We start from the raw sequence: 19,420 nt of genomic DNA on the forward strand, positions 1-19,420 counted from the left end.
TCTCGGGTTAGAATTGATGCATGTTCTGGTAGATGTACGACGACATTCCACCATCAAGCATCAGGTTGGCTCCGCGGAACCAATGGGTCATATCGGACAACATGAAACACACCACAGGCGCGATATCCTCGGGCCTGCCGGGGCGGTCATTGACCGAAAGATCTTCCTCGGCGCGTTTGCCGAGCGTCTTCTTGAAATCGGGCATGATGGGCGTGTCAACCGGTCCCGGGCTGACAGCATTCATGCGAATGCCGCGATCACGCCAGGTCCAGCGATTCTTCATTGTCCAGACGACAAGCGCCTCCTTGCTGAAGAAATAGCTGCGCCCGCCCTCATTGGTGATGTTGTAGTCATGAATGAACCGCTCGACATCCTCGAACGCCAGATGTTCGGACGCCTTGATGGCCTCTATCGATTCCGGCCATCCAAACCCGGCCAGTGACGCAAGGTTCACGATCGAGGCATTGTCGTTCAGCTTCGGGATCATCAGCTCGGTGAAATATTTCAGCCCGACAAGATTTACCTTCAGCACGATATCCGCCGGCTGTGTCGGTGGCACACCGGCGCTGTTGGCGATGCCGTCAATCCGTCCCGGCAGCGCGTTGACAAGCGCCTTGATGGTGCGCCGGTCCGACATGTCGGCCAGATACAGCTCATCGACATAATCCTCGGTCTTGTTGCGGTCGACGCCGATGACATCCCCGCCAAGCTGTTTGATCAGCTTTGCCGTGTCACGGCCGATCCCGGACGAACAGCCGGTGACGACAATGACCTTGTCGCGCAGCAACTTGCCATAGGTCCAGTCCTTTGACGCCCAGTCAGTATCCTGCATGATCCCTCCTCCCCGCGCCCTAGAAGACCGGCGGGAAACCACGCCCGCCACGTTCCAGCGTCAGCCAACGCGTCTCGGTGAATGTTTCGGTGGACCAGCGGCCCCCATGCCGACCGACACCGGATGATTTCGACCCGCCAAAGGGCACATGCGGCTCGTCATTTACCGAACTGCAATTGATGTGACACATGCCTGTTTCCAGCGCCGCCGCAATCGCCAGACCGCGTGATTCATCCCTGGTGATGACCCCGGACGACAGGCCATATTCACTGTCATTGGCAATCGCGATGGCCTCTTCATCCGTTCGGAAGGGGATCACCGGCACCACGGGGCCGAATGTTTCCTCGGCATAGACCAGCATATCAGGCGTCACACCGGTCAGGATGGTCGGTTCGACAAACCTGCCATTGACGCCGCCGCCAAGTGCCACATGCGCGCCCTTGGCCACCGCGTCCTCGATCTGTTCCCTGACCTTGCCGGCCTGCTTGTCATTGATCAGGGGACCGATCACATGGCCCTTGTCGGCGGTTGGATCACCGACCTTCAGCTTTGCCGCCCGTTCGACAAACCGCGTCAGGAAGGCGTCAAACACCGATTCCTGAACCAGGATTTTCTCGACAGACATACAGATCTGCCCCTGATGCATGAAGCTTCCGAAATTGGCCGCTGCCGTGGCCCGCTCAAGGTCGGCATCCTCACAGACAATCAGCGCATCCTTGCCACCAAGCTCGACACAGCATTTCTTGAGATGCGCGCCGGCCTTGGCGGCGATCACCCGGCCAACAGGGGTCGACCCGGTAAAGCTGATGCCCTTGACCAGCGGATGTTCGACGATCACATCGCCGACCGTCGGCACATTCTCGCGCGAGCAGGTCACCACATTCAACACCCCTGCCGGCACGCCGGCCGCCTCGAAGATCTCGGCAAAGATCATGCCGCCTGTAAAGGGCGTTTCCTCGGAAGGCTTGAGGACAACGCAGTTACCGGCGGCAATCGGGAATGCCAGGCCACGCGCCGTCAGCAGGGTCGGGAAATTCCAGGGCGAGATGACCGTAACCACACCCATCGGGCGGCGCATCGCCATCGACACCTTGCCATGATCCGACGGCATGATTTCGCCAATCGGGTTGTAGTTCATCGCCGCGGCGGCGCGGAACACCTCCGGGACATAGCCGGACTCGAACATCCCCTTGCCGAACCAGCCGCCGCCCTCGCCCTGCAGCGCCGCGACAAGATCATCCCGGCGGCGCTCGAATTCGTCAGCCACCTTCAGCATGTGATGCGCCCGCTGGGCGTGGGTCAGGGACGACCAGTGGGCAAAGGCCGCCTGCGCGGATTCAATGGCCCGGACAGCCATCGCGCTGTCACCGTCGGCGACCCGCGCCCACACCGACCCGTCCGCCGGATTGATGTCGTCAAAGGAACCGGCTGCCGGCACCCAGGACCCGCCTATAAACAGATTGTCCAATGATCTGGCCATTCAGACCTCCCTAGATTTCACCAGCGCGCCACCCTTGTCGCGCTTGAAGACTTCAACCCGTGATTTTCGAAATACCGGGATATCGGGAAGATCCGCGCCCCGGTCGGATGATGGCTGTGGTGTCGTGTCCGGCGATTGCTGATGGCCGTGACCGCGCGGTTGCCGCGCCCGCGCCGCCGCCGCCTCGAATTCGGCCAGCATGCTGGCAATCCGGTCATCTCCGGCACCGGCTGACGATGCGCCTGTCTGTGGCGGCACTGCCGCCGGAGACGGGTCCGCTGTTATCTCGATCACCCGCGGCACCGGCGAGGATCCCGCCGGGGCGGTGCCGGTTGCCGGTTTCGGCACGGCCACTTTTGTGTCGGCGCGCTGCTGGGCGGCCTGTGAAGCCCGGCCAAGAAGCCCGTCAAGATTTTCACCGATGAGCGATGACGTCGTGGCCGATGATGCCGCCAGCCCGGCCGGCTTGACATAGGTCAGGTCCGATCCTGTGCCGGGCGGCATGGCCGGCGGCGTGGATAGGGCGCGAGGGCGCGGCGCGGCCTTGCCACCGCCACCAAGATAGGCCGCCTGCACAGCCGGGTCGGCAGACAGGGTGGCGGCGTCACTCGCACCGACAATATGTCCGTTCTCGATCAGATATCCCCGGTCCGCTATGGCAAGCGACAATTTCGCATTCTGCTCGACCACAAGCACGCCCGGACCGGTCTCCCGGATCTGGCCGAGAGCCTGGAAAAGCTCCTTGCTCAGCAGCGGCGACAGACCAAGCGAGGGTTCGTCCAGCATCAGGATCGACGGATCCGACATCAGCGCCCGACCGATGGCCACCATCTGCTGCTCGCCGCCCGACATGGTGCGGGTGATCTGCTTGCGCCGCTCGCGCAGCTTGGGAAACAGCGTCAGCACGCGATCCAGATTGGCGGCCTCGTTCGCGCGCGCGCGGTCGTTATAGGCACCAAGCCGCAGGTTTTCCTCGACATTCAGATCGCCGAAAATGGCACGGCCTTCGGGTACCAGCGCAATGCCGCCGGCAACGATATCATCCGGCGTGGCACCAAGCAGCGGTGCCCCGTCGAAATTTATGTCACCTTCGCAATGCCCTTCGGACAGCCCGGAAATGGCCCGCAGCAAGGATGATTTGCCGGCACCATTCGCGCCAAGGATGACAACCACCTCGCCCTTGGCGATCTGGACCGAAACATCTTCAAGCGCGCGGTGCTGGCCATAGGCGACTGATAGATTCCTGACCTCCAGCATCACACATCCTCTCCAATATAGACCTTAATAACCTCGGGATCGGCCAGCACGTCATCCGGCGACCCTTCGGCAATCTTGCTTCCCGCCGCCATCACGATACACCGGTCACAGAGCGATCGAATGGCATCCATCACATGTTCGACAAGAATGATCGTGATGCCTTCCTCGCGCAGCGAGCGGATCAGTTCGATCCCCTGTTGCAGTTCGGTCGGGTTCAAGCCGGCAAGCCATTCATCAAGCAGCAGAAGCTTTGGATTCGAGGCCAGTGCCCGCGCCAGTTCAAGACGCTTCTGGTCGATATAGGTCAGCGATCCGACGGGCTGGGATTCCTGGCCGGACAGCCCGACACGATCCAGCAGCTTGCCGGCTTCATAGCGCGCCTGATCGCCCCACAGGCGTCGATGGCCAAACACCATTCCCGCCATGCAGTTTTCCGCAACGCTCAGCCCCGGCAGCACCCTGACCAGCTGAAAGGTCCGTGAAATGCCGCGCTGGTTGATCTGATCGGCCTTCAATGTGCTGATGAACCGGCCGTCAAGGCTGATCGTCCCCTCACTCAACCGCAGCGCGCCGGAAATGAGGTTCATCATCGTGGTCTTGCCGGACCCGTTCGGACCGATAATCCCCATCACCTCGTCACGATTGACGTCGAATGACAGATTGTTGACAGCAACAAGCCCGCCAAAGCGTTTCGTGGCATTCGCCACGCTGAGAACCGTCGCTACCATGTGGACCGCCCTTTCCTGGCAAGGGCCTGTTCAATCCGCCCGACGACACCGCTTGGCAGGAAATAGACAATCACCAGAAAGGCGATGCCCAGAACCAGCGTCGAATAGTTCGAATAGTTGGCGTTGATATATTCCTGAAGCAGCGCAAACGGGATCACCCCGACGATCGGTCCCCACAACCGCCCGGTTCCCCCAAGAAGCGCCATGATCACGACGATGAAAGACAGTTCCGGCGAAAAGACGCCATTCGGCTCGATATAGGTGTAGCGCGGCGCGATCAGCGCCCCGACAAGAGCCGCGACAAAGCCGGAAAAGGTAAACAGAATGACCTTGGACATCGCCGTGTTGATGCCGACATGGCGCGCCACTGTTTCATCATTGCCGATGATCCGCAGCGCAAAGCCGAGCCGCGAGCGGTTGACCCACCAGCCGACGAAATAGACCGCCGCGGCCAGAATGACCAGATAGATGTAGATATCGGCCTCGGACAGATCGGTCAGCACATACAGGCCACGCGAGCCGGTGAAATTGTTCTGGATCCAGGACACGAGGGTGCGGATCATCTCGGCAAGGCCAAGCGTGAAGATCACAAAATACACGCCCGACAGGCGCAGTGTCGCGATACCGATGAGAAAGGCCAGCACCGCGCCGACAAGCGGGGCGATGGCCACCATCGGCCAGAACCCCATGCCGAAATCCGACATGCCGGTCCCGACCAGATAGCCGCCCACCCCGAAAAAGGCCGCCGTCGCCAGCGAAATATAGTGGGTTGGCCCCGAAAACAGTGCCCAGCTTGTGGTCAGCACCGTGAACATCGCGATGGTCAGCGCGATCGACATCCAGTAGCCGTTCGCCACCAGCGGCACACAGGCCGCCAGCAGCAGCAGCACACCGGCCCAGACAAGCGACGAGATGCTGGAATCGCGGCTCATGACGGCCTCCTTCCGAACAATCCCTGGGGCCTGAACAGCAGGATCAGAACGAAAATGGCGTAGGCCGCGGCCAGCGTCAGCCCCGGATCGATGAGGCGTGCCACCATCGTTTCAACCAGCCCGAGGATCAACGCCGCGACGATAGCCCCCCGGATGTCGCCGACACCGCCCATGATGATGATGATCAGCGCCTTCATCGTGAAGATCACCCCGACCGAGGCGTCAAGCGTGATGAAGGTTGAAATCAATGTGCCGCCCATTGTTGTCACCGCACCGCCAAGCGCAAAGGCAAGCGCCGACATTTTCGGAACATTGATCCCGACAAGCCCGCTGGCCTCGGTGCTGACTGACACCGCGCGCATCGCCATGCCGGGGCGTGTGAAATACAGCCAGAGCCAGAGAAGACCGCCGATCAGCAGGGCGAAACAGAAAGCTATGATCCGGTTCAGGGCAAATGTCTCGCCCATGATTTCGAATGGCTCGGCAAGATAGGAATAGGTGAAATACTCGCCATGGATCGACACCATGATACCAACCAGCGCAAAGCTCATGCCGAATGTGGCGAGGATCGAATCAACCTCGAGATGACCTTGCGTCTTGGCGCGCCTGACCAGCGGGCGCAGCAGAACCGTGTAGATCACCCAGTTGCCGAAGAAGGCCAGCGGGGCCACGACAAGCATGGTCAGGATCGGGCTGATGGCGTCGGCAACGAAAATCCAGAAAGCCGCCAGCGCGCCAAGCACCAGAAACTCGCCATTTGCAAGGTTCATGATCCTGGCAACACCATATTGCAGGTTCAGCCCGAACGCGATCAGCGCATAGGTGCCGCCAAGCAACAAACCTGTGATGATGATATCCATCCAGCCCACCCCAGGGTGCAAACTCCGCTCAGCGCCGCCAGTTACCGGGACGTGGCGACACCAGATTCACGGGACAACAGATCAAACGAGAGGGAAGCCGGCCACAGCAGCAGCGGTGGCCGGCTTCAAGACTTGTTGTGACTAGTTCCAGCCATCCTTGGCAATGATTGGCGCAGCGCCGTCCATCTGCGACGACTTCACACCGCGGAACTTGCCACCCTGCCACTGACCGACAGTCCAGAACTTGTTCGAAATCTGGTTTTCGAAGCTGATTGGACCCATGATCGTGTCAAAGCTGTTGTTCTTGATGTATTCGGTCACCGTCTTGCGGTCGAGCGTGCCGGCACCCTCGATCGCCTGGCCAAGAATTTCCAGCGACACATAGGTGTTGGCGGATGCCCACCCATCGGCGACCTTGCCGGTGATTTCCTGATGCGCCTTGAAATATTCCTGGATCTTCGGCGAATCCTGGTTCACGCCACCGGCCCCGAACACACCCTCGATCTTGGACCCGAACTTGCCCCCGAAGGCGGGGAAACAGGTCGCCACGGCGGTGTAGTACATTTTCACGTCCAGATCCTGAATGATCGCCTGTTCGGTCAGACCAAAGGTGTCCGGCGGATAGGACCAGGCAATGAAGGCATCGGGGTTGCTGTCCTTGGCACCCTTGATGATCGGCGACAGATCGGGTGTGCCAAGCGGATAGGACTTGTCATAGACGATGTCGTACCCGGCTTCCTTCAGACGGGGACGCGCGGCCTCGGCAAGCTCGATACCGAAGGCGTCGGCAACATTCACCATCGCGACCTTGTTGCCGATCGTGCCGGCGGCGCGCATGTCATCCAGAATGTCGATCACCGATTCGGTAAAGGATGTCGTATTGCCAAGCGTGAAAAACATATTGTCATAGCGGTCTGTCAGTTCGGGCATCTTGTCCGAGATCGCCGACACCGCAATGTGCGGGTAGTCATATTTTGCATAGATCGGTGCCGCGGCAAGGTTGAAACCTGTGCCATAGGGCGCGACGATGAAATCGACCTTGTCAACTTCGGCAAGACGCTGGGCGGCCTTGATATGTTCGCCGGGGTTGGTCTTGTCGTCATATTCGATGACTTCGATCATCATCTTCTTGCCGCCGACATCAAGGCCACCACGGGCATTGACCTGCTTTGACCACAGCTCGACATTCGGCCATTGGGTTACAGTCGCACCACCGGCAAGTGGTCCGGATTTCGGTGCCACGGCACCGAGCTTGATCACATCCGCCGCCTGTGCGGAAAAGGCCAGAAGCGAAGCCGAAATGGCAAGCGCCGCGCCCTTCAAGACAATCTTCAACATGGGTTTCCTCCAAAAACTGAATCGGCAACCGCCAGGCCAGGCCATAGCGGATATTTTTGTGGCAGAAACCTTAGGAAACTATTGCAGGTCAGCAAAGCAAATTGCTCAGAACCCAGTTAATGAATTCATTATATCAAAATTTGAATTCATTTATTTGATTAAATGACATATTGAACTTGATTATCTATTTTTTGAATTCATAATATTCCTTATAGAATTTGAAACTGTGCGTCCGACGCCGAATCGCAGCACACAGGAGGTGGCTTATGGAACCCGGCATGCCCACCCATCAGACCACACGGCAGACCACACGGCAGACCATCCGCCACACCACCCGTCAGGATCATAGTGACGAAGCTGTCGCCAACACCATCCGCGACATGATTGCCGGACAGCGATTTGATGAAGAGACGCGGATTACCGAGAGTGATCTGAGCCGCCAGCTCGGCGTGTCACGCACCCCTGTTCGCATGGCGCTGAAGCTTCTTCATGCCGAGGGGCTGTTGATCAAGCTGGATGGTCGCGGGTATCGCGCCAGGCAATTCAGCACAGATGCCCTGCATCAGGCCACCGAGGCGCGCGGCGTGCTTGAGGGGCTTGCCGCCCAGCGTCTGGCCCAGGCCGGCCTGTCCAGACTGAACCGCGAGCGTCTGGACAAATCAATCGAGGCGACGGCCTCGATCATCAATAGGGGCATTGTCGACAATGAAGCGATTGAGGCCTTTTCGGTCGCCAACCTGATCTTTCACCGGACCATCATGCGGGGCAGTGACAACCCCTTCATTGAAGATTGTCTTCGTCGCCTGAAAATCATTCCCGAGGGCGGCATCGGCGAGGTGCTGGGCGCGGACCGTGTAACCTGGTCGCTGAACCAGATCATCGTCAGCCACAGCCAGCATCTGATCATCAAGACAGCCATCGAGACAGGCGACGGCGCGCGCGCCTTCAACATGATGCGCGAACATTCCAGTACGCCGGCCGAATATCATGAATTGTTCTGAGGCACCGCCGGTACAGCCGCGCCGTTCATGGTGTTTGACAAACAGCGGAAATACTGTCGGTTTTACTGGTCGGTTTTACTGGCTGGCGACTGACCTGAGGGGCTAGGCTGACGAAGCGGTTTTTTACGCGGGACGACAGATGACGTATGACGTGATTATTATTGGCGGCGGGCCTGTTGGTGTCGGGCTTGCCATCGATCTGGCCCTGCAGGGGCTTCGGTCGATTGTTGTCGAAAGACATCACCGCATCCAGCCGGTTCCAAAGGGCCAGAATCTGACCCCCCGCACGGGCGAGCATTTTCGCCGCTGGGGTGTCACCGACGCCATCCGGGCCGCATCGCCAATCCCCCCCGGCAAGGGCGGCGGCGGCATGGCCTGTTTCGGCAGCTATCTGTCGGACTATCATTATGAATGGTTCAACCGCGCCCGGATTGTCGATTACTACGCGGCCACCAACGAACGGCTGCCACAATATGAAACCGAGGCCGTGCTTCGCGGCCGGGCCGCCGAATTCGACAGCATCACCATGCTGACGGGATGGAGCTTCACCTCACTCACCCAGGATCAATCCGGCGTGACGGTAACCATTGCCGAAACGGACGGCACGCAAACCAGAACAGTGACCGCGCCCTTCCTTGTCGGATGTGACGGGGCGCGTTCACCGGTGCGCGAAGCGGCAGCCATAACCCAGACAACAGATCCGCATGACCGGTTGATGGCGTTGCTTGTCTTTCAGTCCCGCGAGCTGGATGAAAGACTTTCCATCTATGGCGACAAGACCATCTACAATGCCATCAGCCCCGAGATGGACGGCTACTGGCAATTCCTGGGGCGGGTCGATCTGCAGGGCAACTGGTTTTTCCATGCCCCTGTCCCGGCGGGAACAACACGGGAAAATCTCGACTTCCAGACCCTTCTGGCCACCGCCATCGGCACCAGGGTCGATGTCGATGTCTCCTATATCGGCTTTTGGGACCTGCGGCTCAGCCTTGCCGACAGCTATCAGCAGGGCCGGGTGTTCATTGCCGGCGATGCGGCCCATTCGCACCCGCCCTATGGCGGATATGGAATCAATACCGGCTTTGAGGATGCCCGCAATCTGTCATGGAAACTGGCCGCCCGCCTTGCCGGTTGGGGTGGCGACCGGCTGCTTGACAGCTACACCGCGGAACGGCATCCGGTATTCGCCTCGACCCGCGATGATTTTATCGTCAAATCCATCCTCGAGGATCGTGCCTTCGTCAACCGCTATCACCCCGACCGGGACCGCGAGGCGTTCGAGGACGCCTGGGCCCGGCGCGCCTCCGGTGACGACAGCCTGGTTACGCAATATCTGCCGCATTATGTCGGCTCGCCGATTGTCTGCGGTGCGCCGGGGGCCACTTCCGGTGCGAAGGGGCAGCACGGTTTCACGGCACGGGCCGGGCATCATCTGGCACCGCGGCCCCTTGCCGATGGGCAGGATATGTGGGATCTGCTTGGCACCGGCTTTACGCTGATAGATCTCGAAGGCGCGGCCGGCATGTGTCGCGGTTTTGCGGATGCCGCAACATCACGCGGCATTCCGCTGACCATTCTGACCCATCCCGATGCCGCGCTTGCCAAGACCTATGGGGCGCAGGCCATTCTTGTCCGCCCGGACAATTTCATTGCCTGGGCCGGTCATGATGACGGGCACGGGGCACAGGCCATTCTCGACCGGGCCACAGGACATTCAGGAGACAGTCAATGACAGCCAAACTGGGACATCACTATATTGCCGGCGCGTGGCTTGCCGATGCGCCAAACGGCGTGGCGAATGTCGAGAATCCATCGGACGGCTCGATCATCGGCACCGCGCCGCATGGATCAAGCGATCTTGCCGCCGCGGCGGTGATGGCGGCACGTGATGCGTTCGAGACCACCAGCTGGGGCAGCGAGCCGCGCCTGCGTGCTGCGGCGCTTCTGGAATTTGCCGATATTCTGGAAAGCCGCGCTGACGAGATCGCCACCCTGATGGCGCGCGAGAACGGCAAGGTTCTCTCGCAGGCCCGCCATGAAGTCGCTGCCGGCTATGGCGAGGCACGATATTATGCCGGTGTTGCGCGCAATGTATTCGGTCGCACATTCGAGAGCGGTGCCGGCAAATTGAGCCTGATGACACGCGAGCCGTCCGGCGTCGTATCGGTTATCGTTCCGTGGAATGCGCCGGTGACGCTTCTTGTCAGGTCGGTTGCGCCGGCGCTGGCGGCGGGATGCACGGTGGTGATCAAACCGGCCCCGCAGACCCCCTTGACCAATGCCGCCGTCATCGACTGTTTCGATGCGGTGTCTTCCCTTCCCAAAGGGGTGGTCAATTCGGTCAATGAATATGGCACCGAGGTTGGTGCCGTGCTGTCATCGCACCCCGAGATCGACGTCATCTCCTTCACCGGGTCTTCACGCACCGGCAAGATCATCATGGCCAACGCCGCCGGCACGATCAAACATGTGTCACTGGAACTTGGCGGCAAGGCACCGGCGCTGGTGTTCGGCGATGCCGACCTGGACAGAGCCACCGCCGAGATAACACGCGGGGTGCTGGCGCTGAATGGGCAGATGTGTACCTGCATCAGCCGCATACTGGTCCAGGACAGGATTTATGACGCCATGAAGCAGCGTCTAGCCGATGCCTTTCTGTCTGTCAGGCTTGGTGACGCCTGTGCCGGCGACACGCAGCTTGGCCCCATCATCGACAGGGCAAACCACAGCCGGCTTCTCGGCATCATTGACCGGGCCGCCGCCGAGGCCGACATGGTGGTTCATGGCAAGGCTGGCGACGGGGATCTGGCATCAGGCTATTTCATCAGCCCGACGATGTTCGAAATCGAGGATGTGCATCATGATCTGGTGCAGGACGAATTGTTCGGCCCCATCGTCTCGCTTGAACGCTTCAGCGACGAACAGGACGCGCTGGCCCGCACCAACGCCACCCGATACGGACTTGCCGCGTCGGTCTATACCAACGACCTTGCCCTGTCGATGCGCATGGGGCGCAAGCTGAAATTCGGAACCGTGTGGATGAACTGTCACAACCGGCTTCTGGCCGAGGTTGAAACGGGCGGCTATCGTGAAAGTGGCATCGGCAGGTTGCACGGCATCGAAGCCATGAATGACTTCCTTGAAACCAAGCATATCTACATGGAATCGGATGACTGATGCCGCAGATCAACTATCTGACACAGATTGAATTCGATTTTGGCGCCATTGCCGGGCTTGGGGATGCCATCAGCCGGCTTGGCCTGAAACGTCCCTTGCTTGTTACCGATGCCGGCATTGCCGGGGCGGGCATTCTGCAACGCGCGCTTGACGCCGCCGCACCGCACCAGCCGGTGATCTATGATCGCACAACCGAAAACCCGACCGAGCAGTCCCTGCTGGATTGTCTTGAAATATGGCGGGACAAGGGATGTGACGGTGTCATCGCGCTTGGCGGGGGATCGCCGATCGATCTTGCCAAGGCGGTGGCGCTTCTGACCAGCCATGGCGGGTCGCTGGCAGACTATAATGTCAAGACGGGGGGATCTGCTGGTATTGGCAAGGTGTCGCCACAGATCGCCATCCCGACGGCCGCCGGCACCGGTGCCGAGGTCGGACGCGCCTGTGTGATGAGCCTTCTCGACGGCACCAAAATGGTGGCGGTGAATCTGAACATGGTTGCCGATCTGGTGATCTGCGACCCTGAACTGACAGTTTCGCTTCCCGCGCACCTGACCGCGGCCACCGGCATTGATGCCCTCAGCCACGGTGTGGAAACCTATTGCAGCCCCTGGGACAATCCCCCCGCGGCGGCGATCGCCATAGATGCGGTGCGCCGCGCCGCCGCCTGGCTTCCCGTAGCGGTCGAGGAGGGACAGAACCGCGAGGCACGATGGCACATGATGATGGCCTCGCTGATGGGCGGCATGTGCCTTCAAAAGGCGCTTGGCGGCGCGCACGCGCTGGCCACCCCGCTTGGCGAGCTTCACCTTCACCACGGCACGTTGATTGGCGTGCTGCTGCCACATATCCTGCGCTTCAATGACGGATATGCCGATGATGCCTATGGCGATCTGCGCGATGCCATGAAGGTGCCGCCGGCGACCGACCTGCACAGCTGGATGACCGGTTTCGTGTCCGGTATCGGGCTGCCGACCGGCCTTGCCGAACTTGGTGTGCGCGCCGATCAGCTGCCGGGCATCGCGGCAAAGGCCGCCACCGATCACCTGTCGGCCACAAATCCACGCCGGGCCACCGAACAGGACTATCTGGACATCCTGCACCGGGCCATGTCGACATGATTCAGGGGGCGGGCAGGCTCCCGGCCCCGCCTGAATGGTGACTATGGCTGAGATCAGACATGGCGGAGGGACGGGGATTCGAACCCCGGAGGGGCTTTCACCCCAACACGCTTTCCAGGCGTGCGCCTTAAACCGCTCGGCCACCCCTCCCCGCGGCGGCGGCATCCATGATGGCCGCCGCGCGAACAATGGAGCGGAACCTAGCAGGTGACCTGTTATTGATCAACTGCCATTGATCACCTGCCACTGGTCACCTGCCACTGGTCACCTGTCGGGGCACCTCCGGAGGTTATGTCTGCAGTCCCCTGCGCCAAAGCCCGACGCCACCCGCCTTGGGTCGGGGCGGCAGATGCGTCACCGGTTGAGAAGCAACCTTACCCGATGCTAGGGTGCCGGTTGATCCTTGCGTTGGTGTGTAATCGTGATTCAAAAGCAGGTATTCACAGACCCGCAACCGGCGGACCGGCCGCATACACGGCAGGTGCTGACGGGTGTGTCGGTATTGGAATTGCTGATTGTCATCATCATTGTCCTCAGCCTCGGGGCAATCGCCATTGTCGCCTATCAAGGCTATGTGCAGAGCGTCAATACCAAGCTTGGAGCAGTCCAGAAGCTGACAATCGAGGACCTTGTCGAGCGTGATTTCAACCTCGTTCTCAACGGCGCCGACAGCGGCCTGCGCAAGCCGGGCACAAATGAACCCATCACCACCGGGTCAACATGCCGCGAATTTCTGGACGCCATGAGGCCCCGGCTTGACCATTACAGGAACCCGTTTGACGGGACCCCGGCTGTCACATTCTGGTCCGGCTATTCCTTTGAACAGGAACAGGGCAAGCTCAGGATCTCCTGCTACCGGTTTCATGGCGGCGATGTCGACAATGGTGGAAGCTGCCAACTGGATCGGGCTGGAATCAGGATGACCTATTTCAGAATTCCCTGCGGCGGCCATTGCGGCGCGCCACATTGCGCGTATCCCAATGCGGATTGCGGTGGTGCCGAAGAGTCGGGCTGGGTCCATCTCGGGCAGGTCGAAAAATTCATCGGCACCGTAGAGCATCGCTATGTCAGGCTGCCGAACGGCAGACGTGCCAGATTTCCCAATGGCGATCTGATGATCGACCCCACCTATTCGCGGCAGGTGTGCCCCGGCTACAATTACGGGCGCATTCCCAAGGAAGCGGATTACTGACCGGGACATCATGACGGCAGACGCATTTTTATGCTTGAAGCCGGGGTGCCCGACAGTCACACTTGCAGCATGATCAGCACAGCGGTTCGCATCATCGGTTATGGCTTCGGCCTTGTCGCGCTTTACGCGATATGGCTCGACCTGTCGTCATCCGGCACGCCAAGCATCGTTCTTGGCCAGTTCTGGTCGGACCGGCACCTGTCATCACTGCTGATAGGTGAAACGGTGGTCAGCCGCTATATCGACCCCTGCGGTCTGATCGTCGCGCTTGGCTGCGCGCCGTTCCTGTGGCACCCGATCATTGCGACCATTCTCGGCTGGCCAGCGGCGCTGGTCATGCTGATTCTGATGATAGTCTTTACCGGCATCGCACGGCTGATACGTGGCAGCGCCGAACGCAGGATCCGTGGCCGCGACCTGAAACGCCGCGGCGAGAAGTGACGGCCTAGCTGTCGCCCATCTTCAGGGCTTCGAAAAAGGCGTTCTGCGGAATGTCGACCTTGCCGAACTGCCGCATCTTCTTCTTGCCTTCCTTCTGCTTTTCCAGAAGCTTCTTCTTGCGCGTGATGTCGCCGCCATAGCATTTCGCGGTCACATCCTTGCGCAGCGCCGAAATGGTTTCGCGCGCAATCACCTTGCCGCCGATCGCCGCCTGCAATGCCACCTTGAACATCTGCCGCGGCACCAGATCCTTTAACCTGACACAGATGGCGCGCCCGCGCGTTTCGGCCTGTTCGCGATGCACGATCATCGACAGCGCGTCAACCGGGTCGCCATTCACCATGATCGACACCTTCACCAGATCGCCGGCGCGGTATTCATCAATGGCATAGTCGAAACTGGCATAGCCGCGCGTCACCGATTTCAGGCGGTCATAGAAATCGAACACAACCTCGTTCAAGGGCAGCCTGTAGACAGCCATCGCCCGGTTGCCGGCATAGGTCAGATCAAGCTGTTCGCCCCGGCGCTCGGTACACAGCGTCAGAACCGATCCCAGATATTCATCCGGCGTCATGATGGTGGCCTTGATCCAGGGTTCCTCGATGGTTGCGATCTTGGTCACTTCCGGCATATCGGCCGGATTGTGGAGATCGATCCGGGTGCCATCCGTCATCGTCATCTGATAGACAACCGACGGCGCGGTCGAGATCAGGTCCAGATTGAACTCGCGCTCCAGCCTGTCGCGGATCACCTCCATATGCAGAAGGCCGAGAAACCCGCACCGGAACCCGAAGCCAAGCGCCGCCGAGGTTTCCGCCTCGAAGGAAAATGACGCATCATTCAATGACAGTTTCTCAAGCGCATCGCGAAGGCCGGAAAAATCATTCGTATCAACCGGAAACAACCCGCAGAACACCACCGGCACCGACGGCTTGAAGCCAGGCAGCGGCTCGGCGCAGGGGCGGCGTTCCTCGGTGATGGTGTCGCCAACACGCGCGTCCGACACTGTCTTCACCCCGGCATTGATAAAGCCGATTTCACCGGGGCCAAGCTCGTCCACCGGCGTGGGCTTGGGCGAAAACACGCCGACCCGTTCAACAACATGCGTCGCGCCGGTGCCCATCATGCGGATTTTCATACCTTTGCGGATCCGCCCGTCGCGCACCCGCACCAGCGTCATCACACCCAGATAGGCGTCATACCAGCTGTCAACCAGCAGCGCCGTCAGCGGTGCCTCGGCATCGCCTTCGGGGGCCGGAATGCGGGTCACCACCGCCTCGAGGATCTCGTTGATCCCGACGCCGGTCTTCGCGCTTGCCGGAATGGCATCATCGGCAGGAAGGCCGATCACCTCTTCAATCTGCGCCTGAACGCGCTCCGGCTCGGCGGCCGGAAGATCGATCTTGTTCAGAACCGGTACGATTTCATGATCTGCCTCGACCGCCTGATATACATTGGCCAATGTCTGGGCCTCGACCCCCTGGCTGGCATCAACGACAAGCAACGAGCCTTCACAGGCAGACAGCGAGCGTGACACCTCATAGCCGAAATCCACATGACCCGGCGTGTCCATCAGGTTCAGCACATACGTCTCGCCATCCGCCGCGATATAGTTCAGCCGCACCGTCTGCGCCTTGATGGTGATCCCCCGCTCCCGCTCGATATCCATGTTATCCAGCACCTGTTCGGTCATCTCGCGTTCGCTGAGACCCCCGCAGACCTGGATCAGCCTGTCGGCAATGGTCGACTTACCGTGATCGATATGCGCGATAATCGAGAAATTCCGGATATGGCTCGGTCGAATCTGGCTTGGCGCGGTCATCGCATGTCCTGAACAGTGCTGAAAGGCGGGTGGCGTTGCGCCATGATCCATAGCGCTGTCCCGCCGCCATCTTGATGCAGTGTTTTGCCGGTCTTTTGTCGCAGCGGCAAGGATTTTTCGCATTCCGCATGGCGCACACCCCAGCCCGACACGAATTCAACATAATGCTGTTTTCGGCCAGTTTGTTGCAGTATAGTCAGGCGCGCCCGGAAAAGGCCCGAAGCGGCCATATCCGGCGTGACACGAAACAAGACAGAATGACCCTGACGTCTATCACCAAGGAAGAGGACTCGAAACCAATGACAAGCCCGGATCATGCCACCTCGACAGCCGCCGCCAGCGGTGTTGGCGGGCATGAAAAATACCGTCCCTTTGTCGGCCCCGATCTGCCCGATCGGACCTGGCCCGGCAACCGTATCGAAACAGCGCCCATCTGGTGCTCTGTTGACCTACGCGACGGTAACCAGGCGCTAATCGAGCCGATGGACGGCGCGCGCAAGATGCGCATGTTCAAGCTTCTGGTCGCGATGGGGTTCAAGGAGATCGAGGTCGGATTCCCCTCGGCATCCGAGACCGACTATAATTTCCTTCGCGAACTGATCGAGGACGGCCATGTGCCGGACGATGTCACCATTCAGGTGCTGACCCAGGCGCGCGAACATCTGATCGACCGCACCATCGAAAGCCTGGACGGCGCGCCGAACGCCATTCTGCATCTGTATAATTCGACCAGCACGCTGCAACGCCGGGTTGTCTTCAAGTCGAACCGTGACGGGGTAAAGCAGATTGCCGTCGATGGCGCGAAAATGGTGGCCGACCGCATCTCGAAATGCGGCGCGGACAATCTGCGCCTTCAATACAGCCCGGAAAGCTTTACCGGCACCGAGCTTGATTACGCGCTGGAGGTCTGCGAGGCGGTGATGGATGTCTGGCAGCCGACAGCCGCCAACCCAACCATCATCAACCTGCCGGCGACGGTCGAGATGTCGACCCCGAATATCCATGCCGACCAGATCGAATGGATGCACCGCAATTTCAGCAACCGCGAGGCGGTGATCCTGTCGCTTCATCCGCATAATGACCGCGGCTGCGCCGTTGCCGCCACCGAACTGGGGCTGATGGCCGGTGCCGACCGGGTCGAGGGAACGCTGTTCGGCAATGGTGAGCGCACCGGCAATGTCGATATCGTCACGCTGGGGCTGAACATGTTCACGCAAGGCGTCGATCCGAAACTGACCTTCTCGGACATCAACAACCTTGTCGAGACGGCCGAGCATTGCAACCAGCTGCCTGTCCATGAACGTCACCCCTATGCCGGCAAGCTGGTGCATACCGCCTTTTCGGGAAGCCACCAGGATGCCATCCGCAAGGGTATGGACGCCATCGCGGCGGCCAATTCCGATGTCTGGGAGGTGCCCTACCTTCCGATCGACCCCGGTGATATCGGCCGTACCTTCGAGGCGATCATCCGTGTCAATTCGCAGTCCGGCAAGGCCGGGTCGGCCTATCTTCTGGAAGCCGACCACCATGTCCGCCTGCCGCGCGGCGCCGAGATCGAGTTTTCCGGCATCGTCCAGGACGAGGCCGACCGCACCGGCAAGGAGATCACCAGCAAGCGGATCTGGGAACTGGCCGAGGCGCATTTCATCCACCCGACCGGCCGGTTCGAGCTGTTGAGCTTTGATGTCAGCAAGGCCACCGCCGACGGCAGCAGCGAGCGTGTTGTGGCCAGGGTCCGGCACAAGAGCCCGGACGGCAGTGAGGAGGTGGATGTGAGCGCCACCGGCAACGGCCCGATTTCGGCCTTTGTCGAGGCGATGCGTAGCCGTTTCGGGCTGGAATTCCGGCTTGCCGATTTCGGCCAGAATACGCGCTCGGCAACCTCCAAGGCCGAGGCCGCCGCCTATGTCGAGCTGGTGAAGGATGTTGAGGGAAAGGCCATATCGGTCTATGGCGTCGGGATCGACACCTCGATCACAATGGCACCGATCCGCGCCGTCGTCTCGGCACTGAACAAGCTCTAGGACAATGCCACGCAAACCGAACATCAGGGCCGCGCATCACGCCGCGGCCCTTTTTGCCTCCGCCATCTTCACCCTCGCCCTGTCTGTCCATGTGCTTGCCCCGGTCGCCGCAGCGGCGCAGACGATGACGGTTGAACGTGTCGGCCCGCCGCTGGCGCATCCCTGGGGCATGGATTTCCTGACATCCGACACCGTTCTGGTGACGACCCGCGAGGGGGCGTTGTGGAAGATCGGCCTGTCCGACGGCGCGGCGCGGCCCATCACCGGCACGCCGGATGTCTATGACCGCCGCCAGGGCGGGTTGCTGGATGTCGCCGTTGCGGGCGGCCATGTCTGGCTGTGTTACAGCGCCGTGCTTGCCGACGGGTCGGCAACCGCCATCGACCGCGCGGAGATCGAGGGTGACAGGCTGGTCCGGCGACGCACCATCTTTACCGGCAACGAGGCCACCCGCAGCGGGTATCATTTCGGCTGCCGGCTTCACGTTACCGACACCGCATTGTGGGCGAGCCTTGGCGACCGCGGCGATCGCGACAATGGCCAGAACCCGGCGACCCATGCCGCCAGCATCATCCGCCTGACGCCGGACGGCGCGCCGCATCCGGACAACCCGCATTTCACCGACAGCGCCAAGAACGGCTGGGCGCCGGAAATCTTTTCCATCGGGCATCGCAACCCGCAGGGAATGACGATGCACCCGGAAACGGGCGAGATCTGGACGCATGAGCATGGGCCGCGCGGCGGTGACGAGATCAACATCCTTCGTCCCGATTCAGATCCCGGGGCGAATTACGGCTGGCCGGCCGTCAGCCATGGCCGCGAATACGCCACCGGCATGAAGGTCAGCCGCCATGACAGCCTGCCGGGCTATATCGACCCGGTCTGGGTCTGGGTGCCGTCCATCGCGCCGTCGGGAATGGCGTTTTATCCGGACGATGCACCGGGCAATGACGGGGGTGGCGGCATGTTCCCCGATTTTAGGGGGCATCTTCTTGTCGGATCGCTGAAATTCCGGCGGCTCTATCTCGTCATGCTGGGGCCGGATGGCCGCCCGGCGGATGAGCGCGTCATCCTCGACGGGCAGATCGGCCGGGTGCGCGATGTGGCGGTGGCGCCGCAGGGCCCGCATGCGGGCCGGATCATGCTGCTGAGCGATGAGGCGCAGGGCGGGCTGTGGCGGGTCACCGCCGAATAGGCGTGCGACCGGGCGTGCCG

The 19,420-nt window shown here is 60.6% G+C and carries 16 protein-coding genes and 1 tRNA gene; 8 read left to right on the top strand and 9 right to left on the bottom strand.

The features are described 5' to 3' along the window. Positions 1 to 7: 7 nt before the first annotated feature. The 7 genes from AB3X55_07875 to AB3X55_07905 all read right to left on the bottom strand — a co-directional run bounded on the left by AB3X55_07875 (position 8) and on the right by AB3X55_07905 (position 7,427). A complete protein-coding gene (locus AB3X55_07875) occupies positions 8 to 832 on the bottom strand; it encodes a coniferyl-alcohol dehydrogenase (GenBank protein MEX0503500.1) in 825 nt (274 codons plus the stop codon). A 19-nt stretch (positions 833 to 851) separates the two neighbouring features. Continuing rightward, positions 852 to 2,312, bottom strand: coding sequence for an aldehyde dehydrogenase family protein (locus AB3X55_07880; GenBank protein ID MEX0503501.1), 1,461 nt, complete (start codon positions 2,310 to 2,312; stop codon positions 852 to 854). After that, the gene (locus AB3X55_07885; GenBank protein MEX0503502.1) at positions 2,313 to 3,569 is read right to left on the bottom strand and encodes an ATP-binding cassette domain-containing protein; all 1,257 of its coding nucleotides are present in this window, start codon (positions 3,567 to 3,569) and stop codon (positions 2,313 to 2,315) included. Continuing rightward, the gene (locus tag AB3X55_07890; GenBank protein MEX0503503.1) at positions 3,569 to 4,297 is read right to left on the bottom strand and encodes an ABC transporter ATP-binding protein; all 729 of its coding nucleotides are present in this window, start codon (positions 4,295 to 4,297) and stop codon (positions 3,569 to 3,571) included. The genes AB3X55_07885 and AB3X55_07890 overlap by 1 nt, the downstream gene beginning before the upstream one ends. Then, entirely contained in the window at positions 4,291 to 5,229 is a 939-nt protein-coding gene (locus AB3X55_07895) for a branched-chain amino acid ABC transporter permease (GenBank protein ID MEX0503504.1), read from the bottom strand. The genes AB3X55_07890 and AB3X55_07895 overlap by 7 nt, the downstream gene beginning before the upstream one ends. After that, the gene (locus tag AB3X55_07900; protein ID MEX0503505.1) at positions 5,226 to 6,089 is read right to left on the bottom strand and encodes a branched-chain amino acid ABC transporter permease; all 864 of its coding nucleotides are present in this window, start codon (positions 6,087 to 6,089) and stop codon (positions 5,226 to 5,228) included. Before AB3X55_07900 ends, AB3X55_07895 begins: the two co-directional genes overlap by 4 nt. 141 nt (positions 6,090 to 6,230) lie before the next feature. Next, positions 6,231 to 7,427 carry an amino acid ABC transporter substrate-binding protein gene (locus AB3X55_07905; GenBank protein ID MEX0503506.1) on the bottom strand — a complete coding sequence of 399 codons (1,197 nt, stop codon included), beginning with the start codon at positions 7,425 to 7,427 and terminating at the stop codon, positions 6,231 to 6,233. 278 nt (positions 7,428 to 7,705) lie between these two features. Here AB3X55_07905 and AB3X55_07910 point away from each other — a divergent pair, with 278 nt between their 5' ends. From AB3X55_07910 to AB3X55_07925, 4 genes are all read left to right on the top strand, one after another. After that, complete coding sequence (locus AB3X55_07910) at positions 7,706 to 8,428, top strand: GntR family transcriptional regulator (protein ID MEX0503507.1); 723 nt, start codon at positions 7,706 to 7,708, stop codon at positions 8,426 to 8,428. A 139-nt stretch (positions 8,429 to 8,567) separates the two neighbouring features. After that, entirely contained in the window at positions 8,568 to 10,160 is a 1,593-nt protein-coding gene (locus AB3X55_07915) for an FAD-dependent monooxygenase (GenBank protein MEX0503508.1), read from the top strand. After that, positions 10,157 to 11,605: an aldehyde dehydrogenase family protein gene (locus tag AB3X55_07920; GenBank protein MEX0503509.1), complete on the top strand. Its 1,449-nt coding sequence runs from the start codon at positions 10,157 to 10,159 to the stop codon at positions 11,603 to 11,605. The genes AB3X55_07915 and AB3X55_07920 overlap by 4 nt, the downstream gene beginning before the upstream one ends. Then, positions 11,605 to 12,726, top strand: coding sequence for an iron-containing alcohol dehydrogenase (locus tag AB3X55_07925; GenBank protein MEX0503510.1), 1,122 nt, complete (start codon positions 11,605 to 11,607; stop codon positions 12,724 to 12,726). Before AB3X55_07920 ends, AB3X55_07925 begins: the two co-directional genes overlap by 1 nt. A gap of 60 nt (positions 12,727 to 12,786) precedes the next feature. Here AB3X55_07925 and AB3X55_07930 read toward each other — a convergent pair. Beyond that, a tRNA-Ser gene (locus tag AB3X55_07930) sits at positions 12,787 to 12,876 on the bottom strand. A gap of 271 nt (positions 12,877 to 13,147) precedes the next feature. On the opposite strand from AB3X55_07930, the gene AB3X55_07935 reads away from it, so the two are divergent. After that, positions 13,148 to 13,918, top strand: a complete 771-nt coding sequence (locus tag AB3X55_07935; protein ID MEX0503511.1) for a type IV pilin protein — start codon at positions 13,148 to 13,150, stop codon at positions 13,916 to 13,918. A 69-nt stretch (positions 13,919 to 13,987) separates the two neighbouring features. After that, a complete protein-coding gene (locus AB3X55_07940) occupies positions 13,988 to 14,359 on the top strand; it encodes a hypothetical protein (GenBank protein MEX0503512.1) in 372 nt (123 codons plus the stop codon). A gap of 4 nt (positions 14,360 to 14,363) precedes the next feature. Here AB3X55_07940 and lepA read toward each other — a convergent pair whose 3' ends face one another. Continuing rightward, the gene (gene lepA / locus AB3X55_07945) at positions 14,364 to 16,181 is read right to left on the bottom strand and encodes a translation elongation factor 4 (GenBank protein MEX0503513.1); all 1,818 of its coding nucleotides are present in this window, start codon (positions 16,179 to 16,181) and stop codon (positions 14,364 to 14,366) included. Between the two features lie 299 nt (positions 16,182 to 16,480). Here lepA and leuA point away from each other — a divergent pair, with 299 nt between their 5' ends. Both leuA and AB3X55_07955 read left to right on the top strand, forming a co-directional pair. Continuing rightward, positions 16,481 to 18,205, top strand: a complete 1,725-nt coding sequence (gene leuA / locus AB3X55_07950) for a 2-isopropylmalate synthase (protein MEX0503514.1) — start codon at positions 16,481 to 16,483, stop codon at positions 18,203 to 18,205. Between the two features lie 4 nt (positions 18,206 to 18,209). Further along, positions 18,210 to 19,400: a PQQ-dependent sugar dehydrogenase gene (locus AB3X55_07955; GenBank protein MEX0503515.1), complete on the top strand. Its 1,191-nt coding sequence runs from the start codon at positions 18,210 to 18,212 to the stop codon at positions 19,398 to 19,400. The last annotated feature ends 20 nt before the right edge of the window (positions 19,401 to 19,420 follow it).

It is taken from the genome of Alphaproteobacteria bacterium LSUCC0719, from assembly GCA_040839025.1.
Taxonomy (GTDB): Bacteria; Pseudomonadota; Alphaproteobacteria; order Puniceispirillales; family Puniceispirillaceae; genus UBA8309.

Coding starts and splice junctions, on each gene's coding strand:
- AB3X55_07875 (MEX0503500.1), bottom strand. CDS start 832: ATGCAGGATACTGACTGGGCGTCAAAGGACTGGACCTATGGCAAGTTG.
- AB3X55_07880 (MEX0503501.1), bottom strand. CDS start 2,312: ATGGCCAGATCATTGGACAATCTGTTTATAGGCGGGTCCTGGGTGCCG.
- AB3X55_07885 (MEX0503502.1), bottom strand. CDS start 3,569: ATGCTGGAGGTCAGGAATCTATCAGTCGCCTATGGCCAGCACCGCGCG.
- AB3X55_07890 (MEX0503503.1), bottom strand. CDS start 4,297: ATGGTAGCGACGGTTCTCAGCGTGGCGAATGCCACGAAACGCTTTGGC.
- AB3X55_07895 (MEX0503504.1), bottom strand. CDS start 5,229: ATGAGCCGCGATTCCAGCATCTCGTCGCTTGTCTGGGCCGGTGTGCTG.
- AB3X55_07900 (MEX0503505.1), bottom strand. CDS start 6,089: ATGGATATCATCATCACAGGTTTGTTGCTTGGCGGCACCTATGCGCTG.
- AB3X55_07905 (MEX0503506.1), bottom strand. CDS start 7,427: ATGTTGAAGATTGTCTTGAAGGGCGCGGCGCTTGCCATTTCGGCTTCG.
- AB3X55_07910 (MEX0503507.1), top strand. CDS start 7,706: ATGCCCACCCATCAGACCACACGGCAGACCACACGGCAGACCATCCGC.
- AB3X55_07915 (MEX0503508.1), top strand. CDS start 8,568: ATGACGTATGACGTGATTATTATTGGCGGCGGGCCTGTTGGTGTCGGG.
- AB3X55_07920 (MEX0503509.1), top strand. CDS start 10,157: ATGACAGCCAAACTGGGACATCACTATATTGCCGGCGCGTGGCTTGCC.
- AB3X55_07925 (MEX0503510.1), top strand. CDS start 11,605: ATGCCGCAGATCAACTATCTGACACAGATTGAATTCGATTTTGGCGCC.
- AB3X55_07940 (MEX0503512.1), top strand. CDS start 13,988: ATGATCAGCACAGCGGTTCGCATCATCGGTTATGGCTTCGGCCTTGTC.
- lepA (MEX0503513.1), bottom strand. CDS start 16,181: ATGACCGCGCCAAGCCAGATTCGACCGAGCCATATCCGGAATTTCTCG.
- leuA (MEX0503514.1), top strand. CDS start 16,481: ATGACAAGCCCGGATCATGCCACCTCGACAGCCGCCGCCAGCGGTGTT.
- AB3X55_07955 (MEX0503515.1), top strand. CDS start 18,210: ATGCCACGCAAACCGAACATCAGGGCCGCGCATCACGCCGCGGCCCTT.